A 12191-nucleotide genomic window follows, 5' to 3' on the forward strand; every position below is an offset into this window, starting at 1 on the left:
CGGACGTGACCGCCGGAGTGGGGATGTAGGCGAAGGACTACATCGGCATCGACGTGCACAAGGGGGGAGAGCCAAGTGTGCATTCTGGCCAAGAGTGGTGAGGTGCGCCTGCCCCGGTTTCGTGGCTCTCCCGCACTTTATGTGGTTCCGCAGTGGCGGGCAGGCGAGCTTCCCTCGTTCATCCAGTTGCATGAGCGCAGGGTTCACACAAACTGTGGGGGAGCCACGTAACTGGGGCAAGCCCACACCACACCCGGTGCGGAAAGGACAGCGTCCACCGACGCTAGGAGCTTGTCGGAGAACCCCACCGTAGAGGGTGGGCCAGAGGGGAGACGCCCCAGGTGGTCCTTCAGAGGGGAGGAGAGTTCTGGTTGAAGGTGGAGAATGAGCACCACCTCGACGAAGAAGCCGGAGCAGGCCGCCCTGTTGGAAGTAGCCGCCAGCGAGAAGCCAGAGCGGGAGGAGGCGAAGAGCTCGGCCCGCTTCACCTCGCCAAGGCCGTTCCGGGAGTGGGAGCCGGAGCAGGGGCAGTTGCTGCCGCAGTACGCCCGAGAGGTGTTGGGAGAGGGGCACCTGGCGAGTTTCTTCGTCGACCTGCACAAGGCGCTCGACTTCAGCCCCATACTGGGTGCGTACACGAAGGAGTGCGGGCAGCCGCCCTACCACCCGGTGATGATGGCGCTGCTGCTCATGTACGCGTACGCGAGAGGCATTACGAGCAGCCGGGAGATTGAGAGGCGGTGTGAGACGGACATCGCCTTCCGTTACCTGACGGGAGGCGAGAGGCCGGACCACGACACGGTGTGCACCTTCCGGGTGAGGCACCTGGAAGCATTCCGAGCGCTCTTCGTGGACACGCTGAGGCTGGCGCGCAGCTCGGGGCTCAAGAAGCTGGGGCACCTGGCGGTGGACGGCTCGAAATGGAAGGCCAACGCCAGCAAGCACAAGGCCATGAGCTACGGACGCATGGAGGAGTCCATGAAGAAGTTGGACGAGCAGATTGACAAGCTGCTGGAAGAGGCCGCGGCACTGGATGCCGAGGAGGACAAGCGCTACGGCAAGGGCCGGCGCGGGGATGAGCTGCCCGAGGAGCTGAAGAATCCAAAGAAGCGCGCCGAGCGACTGCGGGAGGCGGCACGCCAGCTGGAGGCGGAGAAGAAGTTGGAGCTGGCGGTGGAGAAGGAGAAGCGCCGGGAGAAGATTCAAAAGGCCAAGGAAGACCTGGAGAAGGAGGCCAGGGAGAAGGCCGAGGCCAGGGGCGAAAACCCCGAGGAGGCGAAGCCCTCGGAGAAGGCGCAGCGCAATTTCACCGACCCGGAATCGAGACTCATGCCCCGGGCAGGCACCTTCCAGCAGTCCTACAACGCGCAGGTGGCGGCGGACGCGGACACGCAACTGATAGTGGCCCAAGAGGTGGGGCAGAGCGCCAGCGATGCACGCCAGCTGGCCCCCATGGTGGAGCAGGTGGAAACCAACACGGGACTGGTGCCCAGGGAGCTGAGCGCGGACTCGGGCTACCTGTGCGAGGAAGACATCGAGAAGGTGGAGGACAAGGGGGTGGAGTGCTTTGTGGCCACCGGGCGCAGCAAGCACGGGGAGGAGGCTCCGCCAGCGCCTCGAGGACGCCCGCCGGCTGGACTGAGCTTCAAGCAGAGCATGAAGCGCAAGCTTTTGACGAAGCGGGGACGCAAGGCGTACGCGCGCCGCAAGGTGACAGCCGAGCCGGTGATTGGGCAGGTGAAGAACGGAGTGCTGCCGCGCTTCTCGTTGCGGGGCCTCACCAAGGTGCAAGGGGAATTCTCGCTGGCGTGTGCCGTCCACAACCTCAAGAAGTTGTGGAAGCTGGGTTGGGAGCTTCCCAGCCTGGCCGCGCAGGCGGCGTAGCGGAGAAGGTCTCAGCGAGGCCGCCACGGCTCCACGGCATCGGAGCCCGTGGCGCCATATGACGCCCGCTACGCGCTACCGCACCTCTGGCCGATTCGCCGACAAGCAGCCCCTTGGGATGCCTCATCTGAAGCTGGTTCCTCCTCCTCCCCCGGGGCCGCCGCTGCGAAGAGCGCCGCCACCACCGCCCAGCGCGCTGCCGCCGCTATCCGCACCGGTGGGTGGCTGTCACATCAGGGCCCGGCGCGGGCACCCAGCGCCTACCGCGATGACTGCTCGGCCACCGCCAACAGCAGCTTCCCTGTCGACGTTCGGCTCTCGATCGCCCGATGTGCCTGCTCCGACTGCGCGAGTGGGAAGACGCCTCCGACGGTCAGCTCGAGCCAGCCCTCACGAAGTCCCGCGATGACCTCGTTCGCGCGGCGGTGAAGCTCCTCGGACGTACGCAGTTGCGCCAGGCTGGCGCCGCTGACGGAGATCGATCGCTGCACGAGAAGTGGGAAGACGTCGATCGGTTTCGGAAGGCCGCTCGAGGCTCCGAAGTAGACGATGGACCCGCGGACGGCGACCGCATCGAGGTTGCCCATGCAGGTGGTCCCACCGACGCCGTCGAGGACGAGATCCGCGCCATGTCCGCCGGTGAGCTCCTTCGTCTCCGCGGCGAAGTCGTGCTCGGTGTAGAGGATGACGTGGTGAGCACCGAGCGCTCGCGCCTCCTGCGCCTTCGCCCGGCTCGACACCGTTCCGATGACCGTGGCGCCCAGGTGCCTGGCCCACTGCACGAGGAGCGCCCCCACACCGCCGGCCGCCGCATGAACGAGAACGAAGTCGCCACGCGTCGGCTGGCGGAATTCGTTGATGAGGTATTGGGCGGTGATTCCCTGAAGCGGAAACGCCGCTCCCTGCTCGAAAGTGAAGTCATCGGGAAGAGGGATGACTCGGCTCGCATCGACGACGGTGTACTCAGAGTAGGCGCCCGGCTGGCTCGTGAACGCGACGAACGCGACCCGGTCTTTCACCTCCAGGTGGGTGACGCCCTCTCCCACCGCCTCGACGACTCCCGAACCCTCGACCCCGGGCGTGAACGGCACGACGCGAGGGGAGGTCCCGCGCCGCTGCCCGACGTCCATGAAGTTGACTCCGGCCACCACGACCCGCACCAGAACCTGGCCGGGACCGGGCTCCGAAGGCAGGTCGATCGATCTCAGCGTGAGGACTTCCGGGCCACCGTTGGTCTCCACTCGGATCGCCTTCATCGGAGACCTCGCGGCTCACGTTCGCTGTCGAGCAGCTCCATCAACCGTGGCAGGTACCGCGTTCCGGCGACTGCCTCTTGCGGAACGGCGGCCTCAATCCTCGCAAGGTCTTCCGCACTGAGCTCGATGCTCAGCGCCGCCAGGGTCTCCGAGAGCTGGGCCACGGTCCGCGCGCCGACGACTGGCACCAGGTCCTTCCGCCGCGCCAGCGCCCAGGCGATCGCCAGCTGCGACGTGGCGACCGCCTTCTCGGCCGCGATCCTCGCCAGCGCGTCGACGAGCTTCACGTTCTGCTCGAAGTTCCCCGGGTGGAACCACGGCAGGTGCGCTCGATGCCCTGTCCGGTCCGCTGGTCTCGCCTTGCCGCTCAGGAGGCCGTGCGCGAGCACGCCGTACGCCGTCACCCCGATGCCGAGCTCGCTCAACACGGGAAAGACGCTCTGCTCGGGCTTGCGACTGAACAGCGAGTATTCGATCTGCAGGTCGCTGATCGGATGCACGGCGTGCGCACGGCGGATGGTGTCCGCGCCCATCTCGGACAGTCCGATGTGCCGCACGTACCCGGCCTTCACCAGGTCGGCGATGGCACCGATGGTGTCTTCGATGGGCACCACCGGATCGAGCCGAGCCGGGCGATAGACGTCGATGTGATCGACGCCCAGCCGCTTGAGTGAATACGAGAGGAAGTTCTTCACCGACGTCGGCCGCGCATCGAGACCGACGAACGTCCCGTCGGGAGACCGAAGCCCCCCGAACTTCACCGACAGCTTCACCTTGTCGCGACGGCCCTCGATCGCCCTGCCGATCAGCTGCTCGTCACCCCCCGCGCCGTAGAAATCGGCGGTGTCGAGCAGCTCGACTCCGCGCTCGATCGCCTCGTGGAGCACCCGCACGCCGTCACCGTGGGCGAGCGCCTCCGAGCCGAGCGCGATGGGAAAGACCACCGGTCCGCCGTTGCCCAGCTTTCTCGAATCCGCCATCGATGGTATCCTCGCTGTTACTGATTACAATATTTGTAAGCTGTAACCACGCCATCGTCAAGGGAATCGCAGCTCCATGCCTCGAACCGGATCGTCCCCCGCTGAGCTCAAGACCCGCGCCATCGACGTCGCGCTCGAGCGCATCCGCACCCAGGGGTTCGAGAAGGTTCGGCTGACCGACATCGCCCGCGAGCTGGGGATCAGTCACGTCGCGCTCTACGCGTACTTCGAGAGCAAGGAGGCGCTCCTCGACGCGGTGCTCGAGCGGTGGCTGGGGGAGACGACCTCTGAGCTCGAGAAGGTCTGCGCGTCGAATCGAAAGGCGTCGCAGAAGCTCGAACAGTGGTTCGTCGCCCAGTACGCGATGAAGCGAGACCGGGCGCTGAACGATCGCGAGACCTATGCAGCGTTCGAGACGGCCACCGCGGTGAAGAAGCCGTTCGTGCAGGCGTACCTCGAGCAGCGGACCAGGCAGCTCGTCGGTCTGCTCGAGGAAGCCGGAGACCCATCACCGCAGCGCCACGCCGAAGTGCTCCTCGACGGCACGGCGGGGTTCTTCCATCCGCGCTTGATCCTCGAGACCGCAGAGAAGAATCGCGAGCCCGAACTCAAGCGGGTGCTGCAGACGCTGCTGCGCGGGCTCGCCGCCGCGAAATGACCTCTTCGCCGATGAGCAGGAGCACCCAGCTCACGCCAGCCCCCACGCGCGGCGCTGCTCCTCGGTCGCGTGCTCGAGCACATGCACCAGCATCCCCACACGCTCCGCGTCGAAGCGGCCGAGCGGGCAGAAGATGGTCAAGTCGGTCATGAGCGCGAGGTCGTGTGTGCCGCGCTTGCCCTCGTGCAGCGAGGGGACGGCGTGCGGCTGGTTGATGCACGTGGCGCCAAGACGGCGGACGATGCGTCGTTCGTCGACGACGGTTGGAACGACCGGGTGTCCTCTCTCATCGTGAGCGCGTCGGGGACGTCCACTCCCGGGAACCTCATCCAGGCGGAGAACTACAGCACGATGAGTGGCGTCAGCACCGAGGCCAACTCCGACTCGGACAGGGGCACGAACGTGAGCTACATCGATACGGCGGACTGGATGGCGTACAACGGCATCCAGTTCCCGTCCTCGGGCACGTACAGAGTCGAGTACCGCGTCGCCAGCCCGTCCGGAGGGCAGATGTCTCTGGACCTGAACGCGGGCGCCACGGTCCTCGGGACGCTGGACATTCCGGCGATGGGTGACTGGCAGAACTGGACCACCATCTCCCATACCGTCACCGTGACGGCTGGCTCCTACAACGTTGGCATCTACGCCCAGGCGGGTGGCTGGAACTTCAACTGGTTCCGCATCACCAAGATTTGATGGAAGTAACCGAGGCTTTCGTAGGCGCCTCGACGACGCGGCCATACCCGCTCGGGGCGAGCAGCACATCGCCCCGGAGTTGGAGGAGCCGGGCGGACGCAGGGCTCAGGCCGCGCGCGAGCCCGGCTTCGCGAAGTAGGCATGGCGTGCGCGGCCACACCGGACGCACGTCCACTTCGCCACGACGAGGGGCTGCTCGCCCAGGATGAGCTCCTCGGTGCGAGGAGGGTGGGGCCCGGCCGCGCCACTGGCACCGCACTCACAGCGCAGCCGCGCGGCCTGCGAGGGCACCTCTTCCTCGGGGGCGAGCACGATGGCCCGCGAGGGACTCTCCCGCCCCCTCCCTTCACGTACGCCAGCACCCGACGCCTGCCTCCACACCTCACGCAGACGAACACGTCGAAGTCGAACGTCCTCTTGAGCAACTCTGCCCAGTCCACTCGCGGCGACTTCTCCTTCATCGGCTCCTTGCTGGCCGCTGCCTGGGGCTCCACGCTCGCCTCCTCCGCTCCCGCTTGGGGGAGCTCGTTCTCGCTCAGGCCCCTTGTTTCGAATCCTTTGACACCATCTCCGGGCACCAAGTGGCGCATCATCTCCACCCACTCGGCGGACACGACGAGGCGAGTGCCCATCATCACGCCGTCGCCACCCACTGTCAGACTCATGCCGAGCAGGGCGGGAGCGGACGGTGGAAGAGAGGGCAGCGAGAACTTCAACGCCGAGAGCAGGGTGATCGCTTCGATGGACTCCTTGAGAACCAGAATCTTCTGGAGCTTCTCCGCCCCCGCGCGCATGGCCTCACGCGTCGCCGCGAATGCGAGTTCGGCATCCATCCAGCGCAGTTGCAGGACACCATGGTCCACGTAGCGGACGAAGAGGCCGGAGGCCCTGCCGGCGATGCCAGGGGTGCTGGCCTCGAGTCTGGAGAGTTCGCCGGAGAGCCGACGTGTGGAGCCGGACACGTCGCCGACGGCACTGCGAAAGGCCAGATGGGCCGCGAGGGCGCTCTGCCATGTACGCTGCCAGGGCCCGCCGCCGCCATGGCTTCTCGTGAGTCCTGGCGACGTTGCAGCCGCGCCGGTGCCTTGGGCTCGCGAAGGGAGGGTGGGGGAGAGGAGCGGGCGAGTGGAAACTCCTCGTTCGGCCTTTGGGGCAAAGGAGGCACCGCGACCTCGTGTGTCATGTGGCGCGAATTCATCCCATGGCTGGGCGGTGACGTCAGCGATGCACAACTGGTGGACAGCAGGGCCGTGGCGAGCAGCAGGCCTATCCACTGTGCCCCTGGTGAGTTATCGATCATGGTCCACCCCCCATCAGCCCGTGCGCCCAGCACATCGTCTCCTACGACTCCTCTGACACCTTGCCTAGCCGTGGCCGTTCGAGAACCGTCCCCGGCGTCTTGGTCAGTGATGTGTCTCTGGTCCCGAGTGGAGGCGGATCCGCCCTTGGCGGCTTTGATTCCCGCCGCCTCCATCCTGGTTGACGTGTGTGTTCGAGCTGTCCGGGAGCAGGCGAACACGTTTGTCTCCTTCGCTCCAGCTTGGGGGCACTTCTGCAGGGGCGGACACCGGGCGCGGTGGGGCCGAGGCGGCGCACAGCCGCCTCACCCCGGCGTGTAGATGACCAGCTTCAGTGCGGGATTGTCATTGGATTGAAAGCTCGCGTACTCGAAGCGCAGCGCGCCCTTCTGGGGATGGTTCAGCAGCTTCTGGCCGGCCGCGACCTGGCGGATGTCGTGTGCCTCCCACCAGAGCGCGAACTCGGGGCTCTTGCTCCGCAGACGCTCCAGCAGCTCGAGGAACGCGGGATCGTCGGCCCAGAGGTCATGCGTCGCCCGGAATTGGGCCACCATGCGCTTCGCCTCGTCGGCCCAGGACGCGCCGAAGATGCGCCGGGCGCCCGGATCGGTCAGCACGTAGACGAGGACGTTGCGATCCGCCTCGGCCAGCCGGCCGAAGTCCATGAAGAGGTCGGCCGCGGCGGCATTCCACGCCAGGACGTCCCACCGGCGGCCGGTGACGTAGGCGGGATGCTCGAGTCCCTGGATCATGCGGTGGATGACGTCGGGGACGGTCTCTCGGGAGAACGCGCGGTGGTCGGCGTTGCGCGCCAACTCCCTCAAGTGGGCGTGCTCGGCCTTGTCGAGGCGCAACGCGCGGGCCAGCGCATCGATCGTGGCGACAGAGGGACTGACGGTCCGGCCCTGTTCCAGCCGGACGTACCAGTCGATGCTGATGCCCGCGAGCTGGGCGACCTCCTCCCGTTTCAAGCCCGGCGTGCGGCGCTTGCGCCCCCCGGGCAGACCCACGGTCTCGGGGTGCAATCGTTCTCGTCGCGATCGGAGGAAGTCGCCGAGTTCGGTTCGGCTCGAGCCCGCCATGGCCTTCGCTTTCCGTGAGGGAGGTACTCGCCAATCCTAGGATGGCGCCAGGCCTTCTCGCGAGCGCGAGGCCCTCGAATAGTAGAGGTCCATTCCCCGAGGAAGGACCCACCATGAAAGCCGCGATCCTGAAGTCCTTTGGAGCCCCTCTGGCCATCGAGACACTTCCCGAGCCCCTCCTGGGGACCGGAGAGGTGATCGTGGATGTCGTGGCGGCCCCGGTGCTGCCCTACGCGAACGAGGTCTTCAGTGGCGAGCGGCGGTATCTGCTGCCGCTGCCGGTGGCGCCGGGGTGCGGGGCGGTGGGCCGCGTGCGCGCCGTCGGACCGGACGCGACCCGGCTCGCCCCCGGGGACTGGGTCTTCTGCGATCCCACCGTGCGGTCGCGTGACGGGGGGCTGTCTCCCGACATCACGCTCCAGGGCTGGAGCGCCCGGGGCGAGGGGGGCCAGCGCCTGCAGAAGCATTTCCACCATGGCTCCTTCGCCGAGCGCATCCGGGTCCCGACGGAGAACGCCTTTGCATTGGGCCCGCTGGACGACGCGGAGGCGGCGCGGTGGTGCGCCCTGGTCACGCTGCTCGTGCCGTATGGCGGTTTCCTCAAGGCGGAGCTCCGGGCGGGGGAGACGGTCCTCATCAGTGGCGCCACGGGGAACTTCGGCAGCGCGGCCGTCGCGGTCGCCCTGGCGATGGGCGCGGGCTGCGTCATCGCGCCGGGCCGCAACGAGACGGTGCTCGAGGACTTGAAGCGCCGTTTCGGGCCTCGCGTCCGAACCGTGAAGCTCGGGGGCCAGGAGGAGGAGGACCGGGAGCGGATGCGGCGGGCGGCACCCGGCCCGATCGACTGCGTGATGGATCTGCTGCCCCCCTCGGCCAGCACCCTTCCGGTGCGCGCTGCCCTCATGACGGTGCGGCCCTACGGACGGGCCGTGCTCATGGGGGGCGTGGGGATGCTGGGGGGGGCGGGCCTGGAGCTGCCCTACCCGTGGATCATGCGCAACTGCATCACCCTCCACGGGCAGTGGATGTGCCCACCCGAGGCCGTCCTCCGCATGGCCAGCCTCGTCCGCTCCGGGCTCCTGCGGCTGGAGGAGTTCGACGTCACGACCTTCGCCCTGGACGACGCGAACGAGGCCGTCACGCACGCGGCCGCCCACGGCGGCCCCTTCAAGCTGACGGTGCTGCGGCCGTGAGCAGTCACGTCCGCTCACCCGGCGCTGATACCGGGCACCTGCTCGCGGGGGTAGACTGTTGGCTTCTACCGGAAATGTCCGGCTCACCGCCTCCATGCGGCTCGACTCGGACAAGCTGACCCTTCCACCTTCGTTGCTCTGGAGCTTCCATGCTCACCGCGATGACCTTCGCGCTCGGTGTCCTGCTGTCGGCGCCGCCGGAGAAGCCCGCCGAGAAGCCTTCCACCGTCCATGAGGACCAGGGCGTCATGGATCGCTACCTCGCCGGTGAGTCCGTCCCGGCCGAGGAACTGCGGCTCGCGTGGCGCGACACGACCCAGATGCTCGTCCGGAAACGTTCCGGCTGCTCGACAAGGAGGTGCTCTCCCAGGGACGGCGCGCGCTCGTCATCATCGGCAACGGCCACCTGCTCCGGCGCTCTCCCCTCGACGACTTCCAGCCCCGCCCGCTCGATAACGCGGGCCTCGCCGATGCGCTCGCGCAGCGCTACCCCGGCAAGGCGTTCCTGGTGTGGACCGTCGATGGAGACAAGAGCGGGAGCGCCTCGCGCCTGGCTTCATGGCGACCGGGAACCCTGGCGCAAGAGCTTGGTTTCCCACGAGTGGAAACCGTGAATGAAGGTAGCGGGCAGGTCGTGGTGATATTCGGGAGGGCGGAGTGATGTTTGGGCCCATCTTGGAAGGTGCGAGTCCTTCGAGTGTGTTCAAGGCCCTTCCCCTCCCTTCACGACGACATCGACACACTGCCACAGGTCCTCCACCCTTGATTGAGAGCGTGACCGTCACGCTGCCGGTTCATCCTCTCAAGGGCAGGGAACTGCCAATCGCTCGGTTCATCCGCAGCCAGGACGGCAGGCGCTACGTTGATGTGGAGCACCCTCCCGGACAGTATATGAGGCTGCCGCTCGAGTGGACGGACCGCTCCCCACCCCTCGTTCCGCCGAGCGTTGGTGGCCGGGAGGTCCGACTCTCTCCAAACACGCTTGCCCATCCACCTCGCCTGACGCCCTCTGCCGATGAGGGCTGGGGTCGCCTGGCGGATTGGCTACGCGCGAAGCCGACGGGCGCCTGGACGGCCTGAGGACCCGGCGGTGGAGCGAGAAGCGGATGGGGTTTTTGTCGTTTGCGTCTTCAACACGTCGAAGTCGAACGTCCTCTTGAGCAACTCTGCCCAGTCCACTCGCGGCGACTTCTCCTTCATCGGCTCCTTCCTGGCCGCTACCTCAAGCCTCGCGCTTGCCTCCTCCGCACCTGCTTGAGGGAGCTCCCAGCTGCTTCGCCGGGACGTTGCCCGACTTCTGGATGTTGGAGATGCTCATCCAGTTGTTCTGTCCCTTCACCTCGACGATCCAGATGCGCGTCCCGTCCGCCGCGTAGAAGTCCGCATTCGCCGTGCCGGACCCCGCCCAGTCGATCTGGCCCCGCGAGAAGCCACGCTCCCTCAGCTCGAAGTAGGTCTTCGATTCGGGCGCCTTGATCCCCTGCTCGGAGATCTCCTCCTCGATGGCCTTGCGCTCGCTGCTGCTGGAGGGCTGCGCGACGGCGAGCTGCATCACCATCCGTCCTCCCATCCGGTCCGCCTGCTGCTCCAGGGCCGGGTCCCGCACCGCCGCGAGCCCATAGCCATAGGGGTTGTGCGCCTTGCCGGCCCGTTGTTGCACCACGTGCGCCAGCTCGTGGCCCAGCAGGCGCAGACCCTGCTCCGAGGTCGGCTCGTACTGGCCCGGCGCGAAATAGATGTCGGAGCCGATGGTGAACGCGCGCACGCCCCGCCGTCGCGCCTCCGCGCTCACGTAGACGCGAACGTCCGAGAAGTCCTCTCCGAACAGCTCCTCGGCCCCCCGGAGGACCTCCTCCGGCAGTGATTGGCCCGACCGCGGACCCCGGTGCACGTGCGGCCTTTCGGCCCGGGTGAGACCCTGTGACGCTTTCATCCTGAGAACCATGGTTCCTCCTGAAACGTATGCCTTCGGGTGACGGCGCCCCGGCGTCCTCAATCGCTGACGTCCGTGCGGCTCCCCCGGCTCCTGTCGATGAGGTTGATGAGCACCGCTTCGTCGTGCTCACCGGAGGCAGGGTCGACTCGGTGGAACCAGGTGCAGTCGTGGTCGGGGTGCTTCGCCACGTCAGCGGTGACCGTCGAGCTGACGAACATGCCCACCACCTTGTCCAACCTGCCGGAGAACACAGGCGAGCCGGAGTTACCGGCCAGGCCGTCGAGCTGGGTGTGGAACCGGGTGCCGCCGGGGAGGGCGAAGACCTGTCCGCCGGTGGTGTACTTGAGGGGCATCCCGAGCGGATGGCCAATCATGTACAGCGGGTTGCCGACGCGCAGGCCGCCCAACTCCAGGCCCGTGGCCAGCGGCAGCGAGGTCCGGCCGAGACTGCCGTCGACCTCGAGCAGGGCCCAGTCCTCCGCGGTGTTGCGGTAGACGCGCTTGACCCGATAGATGTCCGCCTTCGGATCGGGCAGCCCGATGGTGCCCGAGGGCTTGAACCGGTAGCCGAAGGCGATGCGCAGGTCGGCCAGCGTGCCGCCGTTCACCTCTTCCAGCACGCCATCGATGACGTGGGCGGCGGTGGCGACGGTGCGGCTGTCGACCACGAAGGCGGTGCCGGTGACCATCAGCGAGGGCTCGGCGCCCAATCCCTCGCAGAAGGCCGGGACGTGGCCGTAGTAGCCGGCCTCCCCATAGTACTCGAAGCTCCGCAGCTTGAGTCCACCGGAGGGGCCGGTGAGCTGGGCCCGGGCGTTGACGACGATTCCGACCGAGTCCTGCCAGCGGCTGTACAGACCGCTCGTATCCCTGACGATGTCTTGCAGCTGGCCGAACCCGATGGGGCCGGTGGTGCCATAGAAGGGCATGAGACCTCCCGTTTCTCGCTCCTACAGACGCGTGGGAGGTCCCTGCCGTGAAATCAGGGGCGCGGGGATGTTCGCGTCGTCCAGCAGCGCGGCGTGTGGCGTCCCTGGTGCCTCCGTCTTGGGCAAACCTCACGAGGTTTCACGGCGTCTGCGCTCCAGGCGCGAAACTGCGGCCATTCGTCTCCGCATTCCAAGCGATGGCGGCGCTCGCACGCGGCGGTTCCCCTCGACAGGAGCGGGAGTGGGTCGCACAGTGCAAGGGAGTCATGCGCGTCGCCC

General features: G+C 67.3%; 11 protein-coding genes. 5 read left to right on the top strand and 6 right to left on the bottom strand.

What is annotated here, in order from left to right; translation table 11 throughout:
* Positions 1–384: 384 nt before the first annotated feature.
* Complete coding sequence (locus tag F0U60_RS14995) at positions 385–1884, top strand: IS1182 family transposase (RefSeq protein WP_395819763.1); 1500 nt, start codon at positions 385–387, stop codon at positions 1882–1884.
* 260 nt (positions 1885–2144) lie between these two features.
* Here F0U60_RS14995 and F0U60_RS15000 read toward each other — a convergent pair whose 3' ends face one another.
* Both F0U60_RS15000 and F0U60_RS15005 read right to left on the bottom strand, forming a co-directional pair.
* Positions 2145–3140 (bottom strand): quinone oxidoreductase family protein, encoded by a 996-nt coding sequence (locus F0U60_RS15000; RefSeq protein ID WP_395819766.1) that lies wholly within the window; start codon positions 3138–3140, stop codon positions 2145–2147.
* Complete coding sequence (locus F0U60_RS15005) at positions 3137–4120, bottom strand: aldo/keto reductase (RefSeq protein ID WP_395819769.1); 984 nt, start codon at positions 4118–4120, stop codon at positions 3137–3139. The genes F0U60_RS15000 and F0U60_RS15005 overlap by 4 nt, the downstream gene beginning before the upstream one ends.
* Before the next feature lie 76 nt (positions 4121–4196).
* Between F0U60_RS15005 and F0U60_RS15010 the strand changes: the two genes are divergently transcribed.
* Positions 4197–4778 (top strand): TetR/AcrR family transcriptional regulator, encoded by a 582-nt coding sequence (locus F0U60_RS15010; RefSeq protein WP_395819772.1) that lies wholly within the window; start codon positions 4197–4199, stop codon positions 4776–4778.
* 162 nt (positions 4779–4940) lie between these two features.
* The gene (locus F0U60_RS15015; protein ID WP_395819775.1) at positions 4941–5474 is read left to right on the top strand and encodes a carbohydrate-binding protein; all 534 of its coding nucleotides are present in this window, start codon (positions 4941–4943) and stop codon (positions 5472–5474) included.
* A 105-nt stretch (positions 5475–5579) separates the two neighbouring features.
* On the opposite strand, the gene F0U60_RS15020 is transcribed toward F0U60_RS15015, so the two are convergent.
* Entirely contained in the window at positions 5580–5786 is a 207-nt protein-coding gene (locus tag F0U60_RS15020; protein WP_395819778.1) for a hypothetical protein, read from the bottom strand.
* 1291 nt (positions 5787–7077) lie between these two features.
* On the bottom strand, positions 7078–7854 hold the full coding sequence (locus tag F0U60_RS15025; protein WP_395819781.1) for a helix-turn-helix transcriptional regulator: 777 nt from the start codon (positions 7852–7854) through the stop codon (positions 7078–7080).
* A gap of 113 nt (positions 7855–7967) precedes the next feature.
* On the opposite strand from F0U60_RS15025, the gene F0U60_RS15030 reads away from it, so the two are divergent.
* Both F0U60_RS15030 and F0U60_RS15035 read left to right on the top strand, forming a co-directional pair.
* Positions 7968–9047 (top strand): alcohol dehydrogenase catalytic domain-containing protein, encoded by a 1080-nt coding sequence (locus tag F0U60_RS15030; RefSeq protein WP_395819784.1) that lies wholly within the window; start codon positions 7968–7970, stop codon positions 9045–9047.
* 301 nt (positions 9048–9348) lie between these two features.
* Positions 9349–9708 (top strand): hypothetical protein, encoded by a 360-nt coding sequence (locus tag F0U60_RS15035; protein ID WP_395819787.1) that lies wholly within the window; start codon positions 9349–9351, stop codon positions 9706–9708.
* A 561-nt stretch (positions 9709–10269) separates the two neighbouring features.
* Here the strand turns inward: F0U60_RS15035 and F0U60_RS15040 are convergent.
* Positions 10270–10980: a DUF4157 domain-containing protein gene (locus F0U60_RS15040; RefSeq protein ID WP_395819789.1), complete on the bottom strand. Its 711-nt coding sequence runs from the start codon at positions 10978–10980 to the stop codon at positions 10270–10272.
* Positions 10981–11039: 59 nt separating this feature from the next.
* Entirely contained in the window at positions 11040–11912 is an 873-nt protein-coding gene (locus tag F0U60_RS15045) for a trypsin-like serine peptidase (protein ID WP_395819791.1), read from the bottom strand.
* Positions 11913–12191 lie beyond the last annotated feature (279 nt).

This window comes from Archangium minus (assembly GCF_044360475.1).
GTDB lineage: Bacteria > Myxococcota > Myxococcia > Myxococcales > Myxococcaceae > Archangium > Archangium minus.

Excerpts from the sequence above, each read along its gene's own strand:
- F0U60_RS14995 (WP_395819763.1), top strand. The coding sequence starts at position 385 with ATGAGCACCACCTCGACGAAGAAGCCGGAGCAGGCCGCCCTGTTGGAA.
- F0U60_RS15045 (WP_395819791.1), bottom strand. The coding sequence starts at position 11,912 with ATGCCCTTCTATGGCACCACCGGCCCCATCGGGTTCGGCCAGCTGCAA.
- F0U60_RS15040 (WP_395819789.1), bottom strand. The coding sequence starts at position 10,980 with ATGAAAGCGTCACAGGGTCTCACCCGGGCCGAAAGGCCGCACGTGCAC.
- F0U60_RS15000 (WP_395819766.1), bottom strand. The coding sequence starts at position 3,140 with ATGAAGGCGATCCGAGTGGAGACCAACGGTGGCCCGGAAGTCCTCACG.
- F0U60_RS15030 (WP_395819784.1), top strand. The coding sequence starts at position 7,968 with ATGAAAGCCGCGATCCTGAAGTCCTTTGGAGCCCCTCTGGCCATCGAG.
- F0U60_RS15010 (WP_395819772.1), top strand. The coding sequence starts at position 4,197 with ATGCCTCGAACCGGATCGTCCCCCGCTGAGCTCAAGACCCGCGCCATC.
- F0U60_RS15005 (WP_395819769.1), bottom strand. The coding sequence starts at position 4,120 with ATGGCGGATTCGAGAAAGCTGGGCAACGGCGGACCGGTGGTCTTTCCC.
- F0U60_RS15025 (WP_395819781.1), bottom strand. The coding sequence starts at position 7,854 with ATGGCGGGCTCGAGCCGAACCGAACTCGGCGACTTCCTCCGATCGCGA.